The sequence below is a fragment of the Mitsuaria sp. WAJ17 genome (assembly GCF_014174515.1).
GTDB lineage: Bacteria > Pseudomonadota > Gammaproteobacteria > Burkholderiales > Burkholderiaceae_C > Roseateles_B.
In genome coordinates this window covers 15,401-34,235 of sequence record NZ_JACJUG010000006.1, presented here as the reverse complement: position 1 = coordinate 34,235, position 18,835 = coordinate 15,401, and the positions used below count along the sequence as shown (strand labels likewise).

Sequence of the window (18,835 nt, the reverse complement as noted above, 5' to 3'; positions counted from 1 at the left end):
GGCGCATGGCCGTGCCGGACTACCGCGTGGGCGATTGGTGCTGGATGCCCCGGCAGGCTTCGGCCAGCCGTGTGGTTGACCGGCAGGAGGTGTGGGGCCATGTGTCGTTTCGGGTGTGGTTGCCTGGTAAGGACACGGTGCTGCGTGCCCGCGCTGATGACCTGACGGCGCTGGAGGCCGTGCAGCCGACGGCCGACCAGGTGCTGCACGCGGTGGCGGCGGCCAAGCTGCAGGATGCGCTGGAAGACAACCTGCTGCTGGCGCCGATTCAAGGCAGCGTGGTGCCGCTGCCGCACCAGCTCTATGCCCTGAACCGGGCGATGAGCCGCGAGCGCATCCGCTACCTGTGCGCGGACGAGGTGGGCCTGGGCAAGACCATCGAGGCTGGCCTGGTGTTGCGTGAGTTGAAACTGCGCGGCCGCATCCAGCGCGTGTTGGTGGTGGCACCGAAGGGGCTGATCCGCCAGTGGCAGGCCGAAATGCGCCAGCACTTCGGCGAGCACCTGCAGCACATCGAGCCGGCCGAACTGGCCGCCTTCAAGCAGTGGCGCACCGACGAGGAAAACCTGTGGCGGGCCCATGACCAGGTGATCTGCTCGCTGGACTCGGTGAAGCCCATCGAGGGCCGACGCGGGTGGAGCCACGAGCAGGTGTCCACTTTCAACCGCGATCGGTTCGAGGACCTGATCGCGGCCGGCTGGGACCTGGTGATCATCGACGAAGCCCACCGCATGGGGGGCAGCACCGAGCAGGTGGCCCGCTACAAGCTGGGCGCAGCCTTGGCCGAGGCCTCGCCCTACCTTCTGCTGTTGAGCGCCACGCCCCACCAGGGCAAGACCGACCAGTTCATGCGGCTGATGCAGCTGCTGGACCGGGACGCTTTCCCCGACGAAGGCAGTGTCACTCGTGAGCGGGTGCAGCCCTTCGTGATCCGCACCGAGAAGCGGGTGGCGATCAATGCCGAAGGCCAGCCGCTGTTCAAGCCAAGGCTCACGCGCCTGCAGGCCGTGGCCTGGGAATCCCGGCATGGCGCCCAGCGCCGGCTGTACGAGGCGGTGACCGACTACGTACGGCACGGCTACAACCAAGCCATGGCGGCCAAGCAGCGGCATGTGGGCTTCCTGATGATCCTGATGCAGCGGTTGGTGACGTCCAGCACGGCAGCCATTCGGGCCACGCTGGAGAAGCGGCAGGCCGCGTTGGAGAACCCGCCGGCGCAAATGGATCTGGCCCCGGCAGACCTGGCCGAGTGGGCGGAGCTGGACGGCCAAGCGCAGGCCGATGTGGCGTTCGATGCGGCGGGGTGGGCGCTGGAGAAAGGCGAGGTGGAAACCTTGCTCGAACTGGCCCGCGCGACCGAGGCCGTCGGCACCGATGCCAAGGCCGAGGCCCTGGTGGAGCTGGTCTACAAGCTGCAGCAGGAAGAGAACGACCCGGCGCTGAAGGTGCTGGTGTTCACTGAGTTCGTGCCCACGCAGGCGATGCTGGCTGCCTTCCTGGAGAGCCGCGGGTTCTCGGTGGTCACGCTCAATGGCGGCATGGACCTGGATGCGCGGACGCGGGCGCAGGGGGCGTTCGCGGGTGATGCCCGCGTGCTGATCTCGACCGATGCCGGTGGCGAAGGTTTGAACCTGCAGTTCTGCCACGTCATCGTGAACTTCGACGTACCTTGGAACCCCATGCGGCTGGAGCAGCGCATCGGCCGCGTGGACCGTATCGGCCAGCGCAAGGTGGTGCGCGCCTTCAACTTCGTGCTCGAGGACACGGTGGAGCACCGGGTGCGGGATGTGCTGGAGCACAAGCTGGCCGTCATCGCCGAGGAATTCGGCGTTGACAAAGCCGCGGACGTGATGGATTCCGTGGACGTGGAACCCGCTTTCGACGCCGTGTTTGTGGCAGCCATTCAGAACCCGGACGGCATCGACCAGGCTTGCGATGCCGTCGTGGATGTCGTCCGCGAGACGGTGTCGGATGCGAAGAAGCACGCCGATTTGCTGGCCGACAGCCACGAGCTGGACGCCAGCAGCGCCAAGCAGTGGCGTGACCACCCGGCCCAGTTCTGGCTGGAACGGGCGCTGCGGCACGGTTTGGTGGAGCAAGGCGGTGCCATCGAGGCGGCCGGCCAAGGGTGGCGGGTGCAGTGGGCCGATGGCTCGGTATCGCCCCAGGCGTGCTTTGACGCCCGGCTGGGCGAAGAAGCGCCGGGGCTGGAATGGATCACGCTGGAAGACCCGCGTGCGCGTGCCGTCATCGACCGCCTGCCGCGCTGTGTGGCGGGCCAGCCGGTGGCCACGGTGCAGGTGGCTGGGCTGCCGGCAACGGTGCAGGGCTACTGGTCGCTGTGGCAGATCAGCCTGGCAGCCGATGGCCGGACCCGGCGCCGGTACCTGCCGGTGTTCGTCAACGATGCGGGGCGAAGCTTTGTGCCCACGGCCCGCCGTGTGTGGGATTTGCTGCTCACCGAAGCGGTGAAGGTGGTGGGCGCGGTGGTGGGTGACCAGGCGGTGGCGGCGTTCGAGGCGTCGCACGAGGCTGCGCGCATCAACGGCGAGCGGGTGTTCCAGGAGCTGGCCACCGACAACCAGAACCGGGTGCGCGAGGAACGTGAACGGGCGGACTACGCCTTCGATGCTCGCCGGCAGGCGGTGGGCCGCCTGGGCTTGCCTACGGTACGCGAGCACCGGCTCAAGCGCCTGACCCAGGAGCATGAGGCCCGCTTGGCCGCCTTGGAACAGGGCGCCGCGGCGACACCTGACCTGCACGCCGTGCTGATGGTGCGTGTGGATGCGACGGCAGGTTCTACAGGGGGTGCGGCATGAGTGCGTTTGCAGATCACATCCTCTCGTCCTTCACCGCTGACCTGGCCCGGCTTTGGATCGCCGTTGACCCGGACGATGTTCTGCTGGACGAGGCCATCCTGGCTGGGTTGCGTGAGCGCGGCTTCGAGCTGGTGCCGTTCGAAGACTCGATCGCGTTTCGGCTGATCTACGAAGACGAGTACCTGCGCCGTTGGCAGGCTGGCGATGCCGATGCGCCCAAATCGCTGGTGTTGCACCTGCGCGCCGAGGACGCATCGGCGCTGCCGGCGGACTACCTGGCCGATGGCCGGCTGGTGACGTTGTCCTTGGCCGAGCTGTTTCCGCGCATGAGCTACGCGGTCATGCGTCAGCTGGACCCGGCGGTGCTGTCGGGTCTCTATGACGCCCAGGTGCACGCCACCCAGGATCTGGGCGACGCGGCGACCAAGGAGTTCGTGCTGCTGCACACCTACCGCCTGAGCCCGCACTTGATCAGCCGGCCAGAGGAGCTGTGGGGCGCGCTGTTCAAGCTCCACTACCGTGGTGACGGCCTGCCTGAGCTGTTGGCCGAGCATCTTGCTGCGGTGCTCGGGCGGCAAGGTGCGTTCGCGAAGCTGCCACTGAAGGCGCTGTTTGCTTCGCGCACTGAGATGCTGCGGGCGGTTCAAGCAGCCTGGGAGCAGTACGTCGATGCCTTTGGTCTGAAGGGGCAGCGGGTGGGCGAGCGGGATGTCCGTTGGGCGGAGCCGCCGGCGATTCCGTTCGAGCATGCGGAGGTGCGCGTCTACGTGGACTCGATGTTCCTAGACGGCGCGCTGCATCCGGTGGATGTCCAGGGATCTTCCGACGCCCTGCCCGAGTGGGCGCGCGTTGGCGTGGTGGCGGACCCCTTGGCTCGGCGCAATCTGGTGGCTCAGGGCATCAACACCCTGGCCAAGGAGATTCCAGGGGCCGAGGCTTCACATCGGGATTGGACCGAGTGGGCACGTCGCTATGGTGAAGTGTCATCACGTCACCATGTCCTCGATTCATCACGCGCCGAGTCCCTGCGGACGGCGATGACGGAGCTGCGCGCAGCCGCTGACGCGGCGTTGTTGACCTGGTGCCAGAAGCACTACGGCGACCTGCCATCGCTACCGGCCGTGAAGTCGCCAGCAATGGTGCATCACGTTCCGCGCTACCTGGCCATGCGTCGCGGTGCGGGCGTGCCGAAGGTGGCCCTGGTGGTGTTCGACGGTTTGGCGGTGGACCAGTGGGTGACGATCCGGGAACTGCTGGTTCAGGCCAAGGCGCCTTTCAAGTTCGAGGAGTCGGCCTGCTTTGCCTGGCTGCCGACGCTGACGTCCGTGTCGCGCCAGGCGCTGTTCTCCGGGCTTCGGCCGCGTGAGTTCGCCGACAATATCGAGTCCACTGCGGCCGAGCCGCAGCTGTGGTCGCGCTTCTGGCAAGACCATGAGTTGAAGTCGCCAGAGGTGCTGTACCGCAAGGGCTTGCGACGCAACGACCAGCTCGATGAGTTAGAAGCGGCGTTGAGTGCCCCTGGCATCAAGGCGGCTGGGCTGGTGGTCGACACCGTTGACGAGATCATCCACGGTGCCGTGCTGGGCAAGCGCGGTGTCGCGGGGCAGATCACGGAGTGGTGCTCCACGGGCTTCGTCCAAACGCTCTTCGGCAAGCTGCTGGACCTGGGGTTCGACGTCTACCTGACGGCGGACCATGGGAACTGCGATGCCACAGGCATTGGACGGCCGAGCCAAGGTGTTCTGGCGGAGACGCGTGGCGAGCGGGTTCGCACCTACCGGGGCGAGGCCGTTCGCGCCGAGACGGCCACGACCTGGCCGGGGACCGTTGTGCTGGATGTGCCTGGGCTGCCAGCTGGGTTTATGCCGTTGTATGCCGGCCAGGCTGCGGCTTTCGTGACGGCCGGCGATCCGGTGGTCGTGCACGGTGGGCCGTCGGTGGAAGAGTTGATTGTTCCGTTCGTGAGAGTGAGTAGTACTGAGTGACTTCGGTGAGCGCATCGGCGCCTCGTATCGGTTTTGACCGCTTCCTGGCACTCGATTGGGTGTCGGCGGCCATGCGCGTGCGCGCCGGCATCGGCAGCCGGGAGGAGCTGGTTCAGCAGTTGGACGAGGCCGGCCTGACGCTGGCCGCCCGCAAGAAGACCCTGACCTTGCTGAACCGCCTCTGGCTCGAGCCGCGCGCCGAGCTGGCGGCCTTCAGTGACCGTGGCATCGAGGCCTGGAAGGCCGGGCAAGGTATTCCGCCTGCTGCGATGGCCTGGGCGATGACCGTGGCCGCGTACCCCTTCTTCGCGAAGGTGGCGGAGCTGGTGGGGCGCCTGACAGCGCTGCAGGGTGATTGCCGGGCGTCCGAGGTGCACCGACGTATGGAAGAGCTGTTCGGTCAGCGTGAGGGTACCCGCCGCATGACCAACATGGCGCTGCAGACCCAAGCCGACTGGGGTGCGATCGAGCGCTTGGAGCGCGGGCAGAAGATCGTTCGCCGAGACCCGATTCGGCTGAGTGACGATCGCCTCGTCGGCTGGCTGCTCGAGTCAGCGCTGCTGTATGCCGGCCGGGCGGTCCCAGCGGCGAGCGCCGGATCCATGGCGGTGCTCTACCCCTTCGCGCTCGAGCGCCCGCTGGCGATGGTGATCGCCCAAGCCGACCAGCTGGAGCTGCGGTATCACGGGCCTGGGGAGCAGGTATTGGGACTTCGCGGCTAATTTGCCGTGTGAATCTCGATCGAGCATCGACTGCGGGCTATTCGACAGTCTGCCAATAAATAATATGAGGGGCCGGCACAAAGCCGACCCCTCGAAGCGCTTCTTCAACGCCTGTCGCGAAACACCTGTGAGGGTGTATCCCGCGCAATCCACCTATATGGTGGCGAACTGATCTGCAACCCGAAGGTCGGCAGAACTTCTACTTCTAAGCCACCGATGTGGTGGCGAACTCGCATTCCCCGCGAAGGAATGCATCTCACAGCCACCTGTATGGTGGCGAATCCCGCAAGCGGGTGCCATGAGCGGGCCGAAGCCCATTCATGGCGTGAGACAACACGTTACTTTCCTGGCGGAAGCATCCCCGCAAGCGGGGAGAAAAGATCGTCGGTGGCTCGAACGTCATGATGGAGATCGAAACATCCCCGATGTCGGGGAGAAAGGTATCTCAATACTCCAATAGTCTGCTCTAGTCACTTTCGGAGGCATCCCCGAAAACGGGGAGAGAATTGCCAGTTGGCGAGTGCTGTCTCACTGCCTTTGCTGATCGAAATCAGCATCGACAGGAATGAACTGTACAGAAGTTGATGCCTGCGGAAAGGGGAATTTTCGCTGGGTTGAAAGGTTGATCTGGGTTCCGCCAGTCCACCCGGATCATGGCCTTTCGCAGCGCCCGCCATACTAGCGCTGCAATATGATCAGGATAGGTTGCATATTGACCTTCAACTGAATGACTGAATCGCGCATCGCGTGTGTCCGGGACGGCTGGTCGCATCGCTGCAGTGGCCACAGGATGGAGTTCGTGTTGTCTCGTTTATGCAACGGTTAGTCGTGCGTGCGGCGCAATGGGACGGCCCCGGGCCCGATGGTCACTGATGATCGGACGAGGAGTCGCGTCATGGATGACCTTCGGTTTCTCGCGTTGGTGCGAGCAAGACAGTGCGGACCGGAACGCGTAGCGAAGGCTCTGGCGCGTGATGTCGAGGCGCTGGAGCACCTGCGCGCCAGCCATGACGCACAGCCCAGCGCCGCCCTCGCCGACTTGCTGCGCGCTGCCGATGCTGTCCGCACAGCGGACGCCGTCGGCGACATGGGGAACCGTCCTGTCGCGGCTGGTCGCGTTGTGATGCCAGCGCCGGCACCATCGATCGAGAACAATCGAACATGACGCACGGCATCCGTACACAGCCGTACTTGTCGCTGATGACGGCCGCGGACTTGGCCAGGGCGATCGGTGAACACTTGCGCTTGGCGCGTGTCGGCAAGCAGTGGAGCGCCGCTGACCTGACCGAACGGGCGGGAGTCTCGGTCAGTGCCGTCAGCGCGGTGGAAGCCGGCGATGGGCGGCTACATGACTATGTGGCGGCCAGCATGGTTTTGGGCTTTGGCCACGAGCTCTGGAACGCATCGCGGCCACGGCCGACGAGTCTGGACGAACTGGAGCGCATAGAGCTCGCCCGCTGTGAGCACCCGATGGGTTGACGCCCGGCGAGGGAGATCGTGCCGACGTGACCTTTGGCGGATTGCCTACAGGACCGTTCTGAAACCCGCGAGGTTCTTCACCGTGCGGATCAGGCCCTGCTTCTGCAGGATCTCCAGGTAGCGGTCGGCATCGATGGGGGGATTTTTGAGTGTGTGGCGTTGCTTCTGCGCGGCAGCCACCACCGCGGCCTGGTCGAGATCGAAGAGGTTGTCGATGAACTCGTCAGGATGCTGAACTTCGATCCCAAAGGGAGCCAGTCGATCCTCCGGGAAGTCTCGTTCGTTGAAGGTGACGATGACGCTGGCGCCGCAGCGGATGGCGGCGGCGAGGACGTGCCGATCGTCAGGGTCGGGCAGGGTCAACCCATCGATCAATGCCTCGTGACCTGTAACGAGTGCGTCCGGAACGGCGGCGTTCATGCGCTCGACGGTGCGCTGCAGATTGGCGGGGTCTAGCTCGGGGCGGTTCTTCAGCAGGTTTCTCACCCACTCATCGTGGATGAGGTCGGTCCATCGTGCGCGGAACCGCCCCGACAAGGCCAACCACATCAGGAAGTCCCGCAACGGCGCGGGGTAGAGAACGCAGGCGTCGAAGACGGCCGTGAACGGCGAGCTCTTCATTCGTAGCCCATCTGCAGAGCCTGTGCCTGCGCAGCAAGCTCTTCCATGGCCGCGGCGCTACGTTCTTCCTGGGCTGCCTTGTAGGCCATCAGGTCAGAGAAACGAACTCGACGATGCTTGCCCGCCTTGTGGAAGGACAGCGCACCCGACTCAAGTAGCTTGACCAGGTGAGGGCGCGACACGTTGAGCATGTCGGCGGCTTCCTGGGTGGTCAGCTCCGCATGGATCGGGACCACCTTGACGGCGTTGCCATCGGCCAGCTCCGACAAGATGTCGACCAGCAGACGTAGTGCAGAGGTCGGCAGCTCGACGGCGTGAGCCTCGTTCTTCTCGTCGAAGATCTGGATCCGCTGGGTCTCGAACTGCGTCGATAGAAACGCTGCCAGTGCGCGCTGACCCTGCGTGGCCGCGGCGACCTCTCGTGCAACCGGCAGGGATGCTTCGAAGGTGGTGGACTGGGTCATGGTGTGTTGCTCCGCTTGGCTAGTGTCTAGTGCGCATCGTAGTCGAAACAAACGAAAAACGCAACAAACGAAACGGCGGTTGGTCGGCACGCAACTCCGGTTGCTACGGGATGCGGCATCGAGGTGGCTCGCAGTGCCCGCGGCAGGAGCCCGTCCCGCGACATGTTGTGCTGACGATCCACAACCGATCTTCGTTGCTCCGTCGACGAGCAATGACTGGAAATGGCATCGAGTGGTCAGCAGACCCTACCGCTCAAGTCGACAAGTTTCCGGCGCCAACCAGTCACCAGGAGATCGCTGGAGCCGGTGCTTGCCCGGCCAAGCGAACCAGCGGACAGTGCGCGGTGCCGCCCTCGAGGAGCAGGAAGCGTGGCTACCAGCGGTCGACCGCGCAAATGAGGCCCTGGGGCGTCCACACCAGCGATACCGCTGGCAACCCTCGGCCATCAGTGGCGATCTTCCTCAGCGTGTTTTTGTCGATCCCTGAGTGGTTTCCGCCCATGGGGTGACTGTGCCAGGTACCTACAAACATCAGGTGTCCAACGCTTGCCGCATGCGCTTCCGTGAGGGTTTGGGCCAGGCCCTGGGTGCCCAGGATGAAGGCGGCTTCGCTACGAACGCTATCGGGTGGCGCCGCCACCATGCCGGCGATAGTGATCGTGCGCGCCTCATAGGACACGCGTCCCACCAACGCGCCGCCGGTTTCAAGACGACCCCAACGACGCGCGTCTTCGTCGATGGCGTGCGCGACGTGGGCCAGCACACGGATCTGCCAGCCGCCATCGTCAGGGATATCAAGAACGGTCGTTTCGCCTGCTTCGAACACCTTCCAGCTGCTACCGATATTTGACGGGTCACTGACGCCCACGCAAAGCTGGCCGCTTGATGGTTTGCCGTCCGAGATCCATTGCTGAGTCTGCATTGCCACCATGGAAGCCGACCGCGAGATCAGCGAGTCGGCCATGGGCGTCGTGAGGGATCTGCAGTTGTCGCCGACAAAAACCTTCCTGGGGTCAGAGGATGTGCCTGCCATCCCCGCGCGGAGAGCGGGGAGCCAACGGCATAACTCAAACAGGAAGGCCGTGATGTCGTCCACACGGGCCTTCCGACCTTCCGCTTCCAGTATTAGCACGGCGCATCGCCCTTGCCCGAATAGCGCTGCCCGCGCGAGCCGAACTTGGCTGGCGGTCAGTACAGCGGAAACTGATGCGGCGATGAGAACCTGCAGTGACGCCGTAGTCTCGATGATTAGTGCCGCATCGGCAGGCACCACCTCCGCAAACTTCTGGTCGTTCCTGAAGAGGTCAACGGCGTCGAGGTCGTACGCCTTGGCGTCGAGGTGAGACAGTCGTTCGAGCGCGACTCTCATTTGCTCTGCCTTGTATGGGACCAGCGTGCGCTCGTCTTCCAGCAAGGCGTGCCGGGCAAAGTTGTGCGGCGACATGACTTCGTTGTCCACGAACGTCTGCTGTCCGATGCCGGCGCGTGCTAGATGCATGCCAATCTTGGAGCCCAGGCTGCCGCAGCCGATCAGCACAGCCTTCGCCTGCGTCACGGCCTGTGGCAATCCTGACGTGCGCGCGAGCAGCTCAGGCGATACGGCGTGCGAGTGGAACGCTGCGTGCACGCTGCTCGTGAATTTGAAGGCCGACGTCGGGTCGATGTCGTACCTGATCACATAGGGCAGGACCTCCACGTCGCGGCCTTCCGACCCAACGAGTCGGGCCGGACGCTTCACCACGAGCACGACGAGGGCCAATAAGCCCTTTTGCCAGCTCTTGTAGTTCTGAACCAGGCCGAAGACCGATGCGCGGTAGTAGTCTGACAGCGCCGTATCCAGGGCCGTTCGATCGATGCCTAAGGCACCCGCCAAATCGAGAAGAGAGGTGAGGTCAACGACCGTATCGGGCTGGTACTTTCCGATCACCGGGAACTGATCGTCGATGGCGGCGGCTCGGGCTATGAAGGCAGGGAACAAGCCTGCCCCAAACTGCCGTTCTGGCTTGCCGCGCAGTTCCTGAGTGAAGGGTACATGCGCCTGGGGTGTCAGCTCGGGCTGCACACGACAGTACATCCCGTCTCCGACGGTCACGTAGCTTGCAGCGGTCGTCAGGACTGCGCCGTCGGCCGGTGTTGCGGCGATCAGGCGCTCGGCACTGAACTCGACCGTGGAAGGACAGGAATCGCGGCGCGTGGGCTCCCACCCTTGGCTCAGGTCGATGAGCGTGCCACCGGCAGCTTTACCCAGCCAGTCGATGATCTGATCGATGACCGCATCCAAGCCGAGACGGTGAAGCAACTCGTCTAGCGACCCTTCGAATACGCAGGGCGGCACGGGGCTGCCCTCGCGGTGAGGGTTGATGTGCGGCAGATCCCGTGGGAAATCGGACCGCAGGTAGGGCTTGGGCGCCCGCAGCGGCCAGCGGTTGAAGGCCAGTGTGCAGGTCTCGACGGACTTGACGCCGGTGGCAGAAACCCCGGCAGCGCGCGCTCGGCTGGGCAACTCCACCGGGATATCGATCTCCACGAGCCAACCTCCATCGCCACCTCCGACGATCTCCGGGTCGCCGACCCGTGAGATCCCGCGGTGCCGACGCAACTGATCGATGGCGTCGTCGAGCGCGGTCATGCCGCGCCGTGGGGCAGGGGCGTGAGCGTCGTCGATGTGAAGGCGGCCGCCTTGGAGCCGGCCTCGCGACGCTGCGCCAGGGCCACGCCCTGGGATGTAACGGTGAAGGCCATGGGTTCCTCTTCACCGGCCTTGGGGTACTCGCCGGTGCAATAGAACTTGCCCTCGGCATCGTCCACGATCGCCACGTACTCGCGCTTGGCCCGAATGCACGGCGGGTCGCTGTCGTCGTCCTTGATGGGCTTGCAACTGGCCACGATGACGGCGCCGCTGCGGGTCTGGGACAACGCCTTGCGTGCGTCCGCTTCCAGTTTGGCGTCCTCACCCTTGTCCGACCAGCTGTCGTACGACAGCGAGTGCCAGGAGCAGTGGTGGGGCGTCTGCATCAGGTCGTACTCGAGGACCGAAGGGGCCTTCTTGTGGCGATCCCACAGGAGGTTCCAGATGAAGACTTCCGCATCTCCGCCACTGAGGAACTTGGCGCCGTCCGGCGTGTTGTCGTCAGCGGCCAGCGTGAAGTTGATGATGACGCTCGACTCATTCTTCGAGAGGCACTCCTCGATTTCCGCGTCGGCGCTGGCATCGATGGGCGCCAACAAGAAGGCGCTGAAGAACTTCGAGGTGCGGCCGCAGATGGTGCTAAACGCCTCGTCCACCGGGCGAACGATCGGCACCAGGTCGTCCGTCTTGCCGTCGATGTCCTTGCCCATGAGTTGGATGCGGTCGCCGTCCGATACGGCGAAATAGTGGTCCTTGTGCACCTGGACGCGGCGGCGGGCCTCTTTGCTGAAGGCCTTGGCGTCGTCGCACAGTGTGTGGTTCTTGCTGGCACGACGGAACACGATCGGGGACGACCACAGCTCGCGGATGACGATCTTCTTGTCCTTGTGCTCCTTTGCGTCGTCGGGGTAGTCCGACAGGGGCCCCAGGTGAAAGTGGCGGGTCAGGCCGCGGCAGTGGTCTTGGTCAGGGTGGCTCAGCAAGAACGCGTCCACATACGGGCGGCCGTTGGCGTCCTTCTTCAGATGCCCGCGCAGATCCTTCGCGACGTCCCGGACCTTGCTGTTCGGGTCGTCCGCATCGACGCGGATGTTCACGTCAATCAGGATGGTGGTGGCGTCGACGTCGCCCAGGCGGATCAGCGTCATGTCGCCGTTATCGACGGGGAAAAAGGTAACGGTAGTCGGCATCTTGAGTCCCTTGGCATGCCCGGAAGTCTTGGGTGCGTACAAAAAGTATACGACTATCTTTTGTTCGCGTCTATAAAGTAGACTTGAGGCATGGGCAACACCACACATTCGCCGGATGCCAGCGCAACTGGTGCCCCTAGCGTGAGCTGGGGCCTTGAACGCCGTCTTCAATTCATAGATTTCCGGTTGCGGTGGGAGGGGCGGTTGAACCGAACCGATCTCATCGAGCACTTCAGCATCTCGACGCCGCAGGCGTCTCTGGACATTGCCCGATACCTCGAGCTGGCCCCGGGCAACTTGGAGTACGACCGAAGTTCACGGACCTACGTGGCGGGCACAAGCTTCAAGCCCTTGTTTCCCCGAAGCTCGGCCCCGCGGTATCTGGCGGAGCTTCACGCAAAGACCACTGGCCTGCTGGAGTCTGGGGCCAGCTTTATCGGCCACGCCCCCGCCGTCGGAACTGCCCCATCGCCTTGGCGCGCTGTCAGCGACCAAGTCGTGCACGCAGTGGTTCGCGCCATCCAGGACAAGGCGGCTGTCACGGTCCTCTACCAGTCGATGACGTCGATAGATGCCAGCAGCCGCACGATCTCACCCCACGCACTTGGCTTCGATGGGTTTCGTTGGCATGTGCGGGCGTACTGCCACAAGCGAGAGCGCTTCAGCGATTTCGTGCTGGCGCGCATCTTGGACCTGAAGAGTGCAGGGCCCAGCACCATTGACCCAGGCACCGATGTGTTCTGGCACACCATCCTCACATTGGTTCTCGTGCCTCACCCGGGTCTTTCTGCTGCGAAGAAGCGCGTGATTGAGCTGGACTACTGCATGGAGGAAGGCCAGGTCGCGCTGGAGTGCCGGCAGGCGTTTCTGTACTACACCCTCCGCCGCCTCGGTCTCCATACGGATGCTCCAAGCGACCCCACCGCCCAGCAGATCAGCCTCAGCAATCGCGCCGAGCTGCAACCCTACATCGACGCGCTCACCGCATCCAACTGAGGACATCGAATGCTCGCTCTGGTCGAACTCGCCAAGGACCCGTATGAACGCAAAGCACGGCTTGCGCCCGGCCTCCTCGTCGCGCTGCCATTGCTGGTGCCGCTGGTGTGCGTCTACGGCGTGCGGCACCCGATCTTGACCGCATTGGTCGGCTTGCTGGCGGGCTGCGGTGCGATGTACACGCTGGCCAGCGTTGCGCGTGTGCGCGGCAAGCAGCTTGAGGAAAGGCTGGTTAAGAGTTGGGGCGGGATGCCCACCACCCTGGCGCTGCGCCATTCCGATCAGACCCTGGACAGTGTCAGCAAGCGTCGTTACCACGATGCCATCGTCTCCAAGCTCGGCATCGAGATGCCGACGGCCGAAGAGGAGGCAGCGGCCCCGGCGAAGGCCGACGATACCTACATTGGGGCCACCAAGCGCCTGCGTGAGCTGACGCGGAGCAATAAGAGCTTGCTGCTGAAGGAGAACATTGCGTATGGGTTCCACCGCAACATGCTGGCCATGAAGCCCATTGGCATCGCGACATCCCTGCTCGGGCTGCTTTATGGACTGGTATTGGCGGGCGTGCTTGGCCTCGATCCACTCAACGTGAATTTGGTCAACTTCGCAAATCCCGGGTTGGCTGCTGCGATGACGTTGGTCATCTCTGTGGCGCTGCTGGCAAGCTGGCTGTTCTATTTCAATGCCGACGCCGTTAGGCGCGTTGGTGTTGCATACGCTGAGCGCCTCTTTGAATGTTTGCCTTCCCTGCCTTCCGTGGTCAAAAAGAAGAAGGCTCAAGCAGCCTGACAGTTGCCCGCCTCTGCGCACGGTTGGTCGGCGGGTGCGGTAACAGGCGACAGGCGTTTCCGATCGAGACCTCGCATGGCTTGGCAGCTCGCGCGCAAACTGCCAGCCTTTATCGGTCAGCGGACTGGGTAAACCACCGTCGTCAGCTTGTCCTCATCGTTGACACGAACGAGTGTCGGATGGAGCCACTTCATGTGCGCCTGCAGGTCGGTGCGGGGTAGGCGCTGACCATCGGCGGTTCTGGGGCCAGTGAGGTAGGTATGCCAGTGTGCCCGGCGGATGTGTGGCCTGGGGCCCCTGCGGCCGGTGATCACGGCGGCGTCTTCCCGGATTGACCGTGCCTTGCGCAGCGCCGATCCCAAACGTGCGCCCACCAGCCATTCGCGAGTGTGCTGGGCCGCAAAGACCTTCATACCTTTCCTGGTCTTGGTGGGCTGCGGGTTGCTCGGGCGGCCGTGGCTGCCTGAGATATCCGAAGCCTGGCTGCAAACAAAGAGAACCATGTTCACGACGGCCCGGGTCGCCACCTCGAACGCCTGCTTGATCTTCTGTGCATCCGGCAGCCCTGACACATTCCTGAGCGATTCACGGTCAGCCGTGGCCTTGTTCGCGCGATCCAGGGCCTCGTGCAGAGTCCAGTCCCCGAGATGCAAGGTCACCGGGTAGACGACTTGGCAATCGTCGCCGACGTCGAACAGGAGGCGCAATTCCGCCCGCCCGTTGCTGAGGTTGTGTTCCAGGTGAACAAAGCACCCATAGATCCTGGTGCTCAGAACGTTCATGTCAGGGGTCGGCAGGTAGATGCACCACCCCGGCATTCGGAACAGCATGTCGATGGGAAGCTTCCCATCGAGAGAGGTCTCGCAGACTTCTTCATAGACGTCGGGGTCAAATGTGTAGACGCCCCGAGTCTTGCGCCACGCCGCAAGTGCAGCGAGGGTCGTTGCATCCATCGAATCCAGTACGCCCCACTCCCGCATGTGATCGACGCAGAGCTGATGGTGACTGGCAATCGCTGCCACGCTGCAAGCGATCGGTGCGTAGCACCAGTCAGGCCAGTAAGGAAAGCCGAGGCGCCCCTTGTCCATACGCATTGCATCGATGTCGCGGTGCGCGTTCGGGTAGCGCTGCGTGTATGCGGCCAGCAGTTCGTTGGGGCGGTTCGCGTGCCCCAGGTGGTTCGTTTCGCTCATGATCCCGGTGTGGTTGCCGGGCTGCGGAAACCATCGAGCTCACGAAAACGTTAGTCGCGATCTGGTTGGCGCCCACAGCCCCAATGACTCAGTGACGAGCACTGAGTCGCGAGGTCACGGGGGCCAATCACCGCGGAACGAGTAGCTGGGCCTCGCGGTTCACACCGCAAAGTGATCTGGCGAGCCAGACCCGGGAGCAAATCCCGATGTTGAGTAGTTGCTGCTCTCAGCCCCATAACGTGGGGTCTGATCAGCTCGCTGACAAGCTGCGACCTTACCCCCTACATTGAGGGGGTGCCCGGAGATCAACTGCCGGACAACGGTGGCAGGCCTCGCTGCTCCATCACTGCACTGAGACCCGCAACGATGAGGGCCTGCAGTGACGTGTGCTCGCGCACAGCCAGGTCATGGAGGCGGTACCAGTCTTCGTGGCCCAACCGGACGGCGATGCCCACCCGCTTGTTCTTCCCGCGGCCTCGGCCCTTGAGTTCAGCCGCTGCGTGCGGGTCGGACTCCGTGGGTCCTGCGACCGCAGGGGCTACGGGCGTGGTCGGCTTGATTGCGAACTTCGTCAGGCTGCTGCTCGGTTGCATCGTTCTATCTCCAGAAGGTGGCTGTCCAGCCACAGGTAGTACCGAAGAATTTCCAGGACGGCTTTGTCCTCATCCTTGGCCCTCTCGCTCACCGCTAGGCCGTCGGTGAGCGCGCGCGAGAACGCGCGGCGATCGCCAATGGTCACAGGCGCCACCGGTCCAGCCGGTGTGAGGGCGTCAATCGCCTGCTGCACCTCCAGCGCTCGGGCCGGTGCGCGATTGATCACAAACGAATGCGGCTTGCCGGCAGCCGTCGTCAACGCAACCGTCCGGCGCGTGGCCGCGATGTCGGGCATCGACGACTGGACTGGGATGACGATGTGATCGGCAACGCGCAGCGGAGCGGCCGTGCCGGCGGCGGCGTGGGGCGGGCAGTCCACGATCACCAACTCAAACCGCTCGGCCGTGGCATGGCTGACGATTTCGGTGATGGAGCTGGGATCCGCCCGAACCACAAGGGGGTCTGGTCGCTGTCGTGTCTCGGCCCATGCCGAGACCGTGCCCTGCGGATCGGCATCGACGAGCAGCACCTTGCGTCCTCTGGCGGCCAGCACCGACAGATGGATGGCCAAGGTCGACTTGCCGCTGCCACCCTTCTGCGAAAAGACGGCAAGCGTGCGAGTGCCCTGGGCGCGGTCATGGTGACGTGATGACATGCTGACGCTCATGGGGTCATCGCCCATCAATGCTTGAGGTCGGGGTCTGAGCCGTTTGCGCGGCGCACGGCGTCCATGTCCCGGTCGCTGGCTCGCACTTTGAGTGCGCCGCCGCCCTGCGCGTAACGACCTTCGAGGTAGCTCTGCGCTGCGCTGGCGATGCTGCGATGCCCCATCAGCGCGGCCACTTCGATGCGGGTGAGCTCGCGTTTGGCCTCCGCGGCGAACAGATGCCGGGCGGAATAGAGGGTCGGGTAGGTGGACCGCTTGGTCAGGCTGGCTCGTCCGACGTCTGCCACCAGATCTCGCACACGGTTGTAGAGGTCCACGAAGGCACCCTCGGGCAGCATGGCCATGACATCCAGCAGGCTGTCAATGATGCGCAACTGCATAGGTTCGAGACCGCCTACGAAGATCTCGCGCGTGGGGCCGTGGGAGCGACCATTGGTGGCCTTTGCGTTCTGGACGATCAGCGTCACCCCTTGTCGGCGCGCGGTCGCCCATTCGCACGGGCGCAGTCCCGTGGCTCGAGTGGATGCCAGCCAGACGGCAGCCAGTTTGCCCACCTGCGAGCTGGATGCGCAGAGCGCCGTGATCAGGGTGTGCCAGTCTTCCGGGCTGACGTACCGCGCCCGCTGCTGGGACCCGCGGCGCGCCACGAGGTTGCGTTTGCGCTGCTCAGCCAGCCTATCGTCGTGTTCGATCTCGGAGATCCCCTGCTCGGGATCCAACAGCTCCATCACGACCCGGTCGATGTCTTCCTCGCTCGGGTGCTCGCGCAGATGCTGCATCAGCGCCGCTTTGTACTGGCGGTCAGTCGATGCAGAGATGAACGGGCGCAGGTCGTGCCAAGTGATGGCCAGTTGCAGATTCCGGTCGTCCAGGTGCCGCAGATCGCCTACGGCCAAGCGCCGGGCGAGGTGGTTCTCCAGGGTTCGCATGACCCGCTGGTAGGACAGCAGGGTCTCCGGCGTTCGGCTTGGTGTACGCAGCAGCATTTCGAGCTCTCCCATGTAGTTGTTAACGCGTGAAGGTGCTGTCCTGGAAATGCGTGTTACGGCGAGCCCGGAAATGCTGCTTCTAGGCAGCGGTGTCTGAGTCACCCGGTGTTGTTGCCGCGGCCACAGCGCGCGACCTGCGGAGCTCGTCGAGCATCTGCTGCGCGTAGTCCTTGGCGTTCGTATGCCAGCCTGACTTGAACACCGCCGCGCCGTCGCGGGTTTGCTTGGTCGTGTTTTTCCGGACTATCTCGGCTGCGCAGCGCAGACCGGGGTAGTCGAGGTTGAAGTCGAGCGCGTTGTCGATGTGACGCTGCAGGCGCTTGAGGAGTGGTTCACCCTCCTCGGTAAACAGCGTTGCGTGGGCGTAGGTGGACGCTTGGGTGGCGCTCCAAGCGCGCCTGGCGCCCGAGATGCTCTCAGCCCTCATGGCCAGATCCTGCGCCGCATGTCCGGCGATCAGTTCTGAATCCATCGGCGGCACCCCGCGCCCGAGCATCGTCGTGATTGCAGTGTGGCGAAAGCTGTGGAAGACCAGGTCTTCGTCCGTGATTCCCAAGTCGGTCAGATACCGACCGAACTGGCGGCTTTGGTTCTTGCTGGGGTCACTGGCGCGGGTGGCGCCTTGCTTGAGATGAGGGAACAAAGCCAAGGCACCCAAGGTGTGCACATGTTCCACGTACTCCCGGAAGCCAATCTCGATCAGCCGGCGCGACACCGGGACGATGCGTTCGGAGTTCCTGTTCTTGACGCGCCGGCCTGACTCCTCATCCTCTCTGATTCGGAAGACCAACACGCCTGAGGCGGGGTCAACGTAAATGTCTGCCAGGCTGAGGGTGACGATCTCACCGAGCCGGGCGGCGGTGAACAGGGCTATCAGTGCGCACCAGAAGTAGTCTGCAGCCGAGTTGGCTGCCAGGCACTTTTCGGGATCGAAGATGAGCTTGAGTTGATCCGGGCTGAACGGTCGGTAGCCGTTGTGCTTGCGGGCCGTGGCCGCTTCGTCCTTGATCCCTTTCAGGGCTTTGCGGAAGTCTTCGTCAATCGGATTGGATGCCATCACCTCGCTGGTGACGCAGTAGGTGCAGAAGTCCTCAAGGTGACCGATGGCCTTGAGCAAAGTGCGGGCGGCAACGCCGCTGTTGGACTTGGCGGGACGGCCGTCTTTGCCTTTGCCGGTGTCTTTGCCATCAACAGTCTTGTCCCAGACGGCGTCGGATGTGACGGCGCCATACTTGGCGTAGAAGTTGACGAACTTGAGCAGCGTGGCCCGGGTCAGCTCGTGAACGTGCGTCTTGCTGATGTCGACCTCAAGGCTGCGCTTGAGAAACATCAGCAGGCTGTCCAGCGACCGCTTCTTTTCGGCCCCGGTGGACTCGCTGTTGCGCCCGACACCGTCGCGGGACTCGATGTACTCGTCGACGGCGGCGGTCAACCTCTGCGGCTTGATCGAGCCGAAGGCAGGTTGGCCTGCTGCTTTGACCACGGATTGGGACAGCGTGCGAACGATGGCCTGGGGATCGCTGAGGCTGCCAGCAGCCTTCTCCAGCATGTCCTTGAGCTGCGGCTGCGCTTTGAGCAGCTCATTGAACAGGGTGAGATCGTTCAGGTCCTTGATGTCGATCTTCAGGTCGCCGGCTTGCAGCGTCATCTGCTGCAGCAGGTCGCGTGGGTCGATGTTCGAACTCATCTCGCAGATCC

General features: G+C 63.9%; 16 protein-coding genes. 7 read left to right on the top strand and 9 right to left on the bottom strand.

Translation table 11 applies throughout. From position 1 onward, the window contains the following. Positions 1-5: 5 nt before the first annotated feature. The 5 genes from H5407_RS06360 to H5407_RS06340 all read left to right on the top strand — a co-directional run bounded on the left by H5407_RS06360 (position 6) and on the right by H5407_RS06340 (position 7,005). Positions 6-2,819: a DEAD/DEAH box helicase gene (locus H5407_RS06360; RefSeq protein WP_183103607.1), complete on the top strand. Its 2,814-nt coding sequence runs from the start codon at positions 6-8 to the stop codon at positions 2,817-2,819. Further along, on the top strand, positions 2,816-4,804 hold the full coding sequence (gene pglZ / locus H5407_RS06355; RefSeq protein ID WP_183103606.1) for a BREX-3 system phosphatase PglZ: 1,989 nt from the start codon (positions 2,816-2,818) through the stop codon (positions 4,802-4,804). Before H5407_RS06360 ends, pglZ begins: the two co-directional genes overlap by 4 nt. Next, positions 4,801-5,526: a hypothetical protein gene (locus H5407_RS06350; RefSeq protein WP_310737624.1), complete on the top strand. Its 726-nt coding sequence runs from the start codon at positions 4,801-4,803 to the stop codon at positions 5,524-5,526. Before pglZ ends, H5407_RS06350 begins: the two co-directional genes overlap by 4 nt. An 895-nt stretch (positions 5,527-6,421) precedes the next feature. Then, entirely contained in the window at positions 6,422-6,691 is a 270-nt protein-coding gene (locus H5407_RS06345; RefSeq protein WP_183103605.1) for a hypothetical protein, read from the top strand. Beyond that, the gene (locus H5407_RS06340) at positions 6,688-7,005 is read left to right on the top strand and encodes a helix-turn-helix domain-containing protein (protein ID WP_183103604.1); all 318 of its coding nucleotides are present in this window, start codon (positions 6,688-6,690) and stop codon (positions 7,003-7,005) included. Before H5407_RS06345 ends, H5407_RS06340 begins: the two co-directional genes overlap by 4 nt. 45 nt (positions 7,006-7,050) lie before the next feature. Here the strand turns inward: H5407_RS06340 and H5407_RS06335 are convergent, their stop codons facing one another. The 4 genes from H5407_RS06335 to H5407_RS06320 all read right to left on the bottom strand — a co-directional run bounded on the left by H5407_RS06335 (position 7,051) and on the right by H5407_RS06320 (position 11,909). Next, positions 7,051-7,626 (bottom strand): putative toxin-antitoxin system toxin component, PIN family, encoded by a 576-nt coding sequence (locus tag H5407_RS06335; protein WP_183103603.1) that lies wholly within the window; start codon positions 7,624-7,626, stop codon positions 7,051-7,053. Beyond that, entirely contained in the window at positions 7,623-8,090 is a 468-nt protein-coding gene (locus tag H5407_RS06330; RefSeq protein ID WP_183103602.1) for a helix-turn-helix domain-containing protein, read from the bottom strand. Before H5407_RS06330 ends, H5407_RS06335 begins: the two co-directional genes overlap by 4 nt. Positions 8,091-8,463: 373 nt before the next feature. Further along, positions 8,464-10,719 carry a ThiF family adenylyltransferase gene (locus H5407_RS06325; RefSeq protein ID WP_183103601.1) on the bottom strand — a complete coding sequence of 752 codons (2,256 nt, stop codon included), beginning with the start codon at positions 10,717-10,719 and terminating at the stop codon, positions 8,464-8,466. Beyond that, the gene (locus H5407_RS06320; RefSeq protein WP_183103600.1) at positions 10,716-11,909 is read right to left on the bottom strand and encodes a metallohydrolase; all 1,194 of its coding nucleotides are present in this window, start codon (positions 11,907-11,909) and stop codon (positions 10,716-10,718) included. The genes H5407_RS06325 and H5407_RS06320 overlap by 4 nt, the downstream gene beginning before the upstream one ends. A 90-nt stretch (positions 11,910-11,999) precedes the next feature. Here H5407_RS06320 and H5407_RS06315 point away from each other — a divergent pair, with 90 nt between their 5' ends. Further along, entirely contained in the window at positions 12,000-12,905 is a 906-nt protein-coding gene (locus H5407_RS06315) for a WYL domain-containing protein (protein ID WP_183103599.1), read from the top strand. Between the two features lie 9 nt (positions 12,906-12,914). Continuing rightward, positions 12,915-13,694 carry a hypothetical protein gene (locus H5407_RS06310; protein ID WP_183103598.1) on the top strand — a complete coding sequence of 260 codons (780 nt, stop codon included), beginning with the start codon at positions 12,915-12,917 and terminating at the stop codon, positions 13,692-13,694. A gap of 116 nt (positions 13,695-13,810) precedes the next feature. On the opposite strand, the gene H5407_RS06305 is transcribed toward H5407_RS06310, so the two are convergent. From H5407_RS06305 to H5407_RS06285, 5 genes are all read right to left on the bottom strand, one after another. After that, positions 13,811-14,887: a hypothetical protein gene (locus H5407_RS06305; protein WP_183103597.1), complete on the bottom strand. Its 1,077-nt coding sequence runs from the start codon at positions 14,885-14,887 to the stop codon at positions 13,811-13,813. 305 nt (positions 14,888-15,192) lie between these two features. Next, a complete protein-coding gene (locus tag H5407_RS06300) occupies positions 15,193-15,480 on the bottom strand; it encodes a hypothetical protein (RefSeq protein WP_183103596.1) in 288 nt (95 codons plus the stop codon). After that, positions 15,459-16,136 carry a ParA family protein gene (locus H5407_RS06295; RefSeq protein ID WP_183103595.1) on the bottom strand — a complete coding sequence of 226 codons (678 nt, stop codon included), beginning with the start codon at positions 16,134-16,136 and terminating at the stop codon, positions 15,459-15,461. The genes H5407_RS06300 and H5407_RS06295 overlap by 22 nt, the downstream gene beginning before the upstream one ends. Before the next feature lie 26 nt (positions 16,137-16,162). Then, on the bottom strand, positions 16,163-17,149 hold the full coding sequence (locus H5407_RS06290) for a hypothetical protein (protein WP_183103594.1): 987 nt from the start codon (positions 17,147-17,149) through the stop codon (positions 16,163-16,165). A 67-nt stretch (positions 17,150-17,216) separates the two neighbouring features. Then, positions 17,217-18,824, bottom strand: coding sequence for a site-specific integrase (locus H5407_RS06285; RefSeq protein ID WP_183103593.1), 1,608 nt, complete (start codon positions 18,822-18,824; stop codon positions 17,217-17,219). Between the last annotated feature and the right edge of the window lie 11 nt (positions 18,825-18,835).

Excerpts from the sequence above, each read along its gene's own strand:
- H5407_RS06305 (WP_183103597.1), bottom strand. The coding sequence starts at position 14,887 with ATGAGCGAAACGAACCACCTGGGGCACGCGAACCGCCCCAACGAACTG.
- H5407_RS06315 (WP_183103599.1), top strand. The coding sequence starts at position 12,000 with ATGGGCAACACCACACATTCGCCGGATGCCAGCGCAACTGGTGCCCCT.
- H5407_RS06340 (WP_183103604.1), top strand. The coding sequence starts at position 6,688 with ATGACGCACGGCATCCGTACACAGCCGTACTTGTCGCTGATGACGGCC.
- H5407_RS06310 (WP_183103598.1), top strand. The coding sequence starts at position 12,915 with ATGCTCGCTCTGGTCGAACTCGCCAAGGACCCGTATGAACGCAAAGCA.
- H5407_RS06345 (WP_183103605.1), top strand. The coding sequence starts at position 6,422 with ATGGATGACCTTCGGTTTCTCGCGTTGGTGCGAGCAAGACAGTGCGGA.
- H5407_RS06320 (WP_183103600.1), bottom strand. The coding sequence starts at position 11,909 with ATGCCGACTACCGTTACCTTTTTCCCCGTCGATAACGGCGACATGACG.
- H5407_RS06360 (WP_183103607.1), top strand. The coding sequence starts at position 6 with ATGGCCGTGCCGGACTACCGCGTGGGCGATTGGTGCTGGATGCCCCGG.
- H5407_RS06335 (WP_183103603.1), bottom strand. The coding sequence starts at position 7,626 with ATGAAGAGCTCGCCGTTCACGGCCGTCTTCGACGCCTGCGTTCTCTAC.
- H5407_RS06330 (WP_183103602.1), bottom strand. The coding sequence starts at position 8,090 with ATGACCCAGTCCACCACCTTCGAAGCATCCCTGCCGGTTGCACGAGAG.
- H5407_RS06325 (WP_183103601.1), bottom strand. The coding sequence starts at position 10,719 with ATGACCGCGCTCGACGACGCCATCGATCAGTTGCGTCGGCACCGCGGG.
- H5407_RS06300 (WP_183103596.1), bottom strand. The coding sequence starts at position 15,480 with ATGCAACCGAGCAGCAGCCTGACGAAGTTCGCAATCAAGCCGACCACG.
- H5407_RS06295 (WP_183103595.1), bottom strand. The coding sequence starts at position 16,136 with ATGTCATCACGTCACCATGACCGCGCCCAGGGCACTCGCACGCTTGCC.
- H5407_RS06285 (WP_183103593.1), bottom strand. The coding sequence starts at position 18,824 with ATGAGTTCGAACATCGACCCACGCGACCTGCTGCAGCAGATGACGCTG.
- pglZ (WP_183103606.1), top strand. The coding sequence starts at position 2,816 with ATGAGTGCGTTTGCAGATCACATCCTCTCGTCCTTCACCGCTGACCTG.
- H5407_RS06290 (WP_183103594.1), bottom strand. The coding sequence starts at position 17,149 with ATGGGAGAGCTCGAAATGCTGCTGCGTACACCAAGCCGAACGCCGGAG.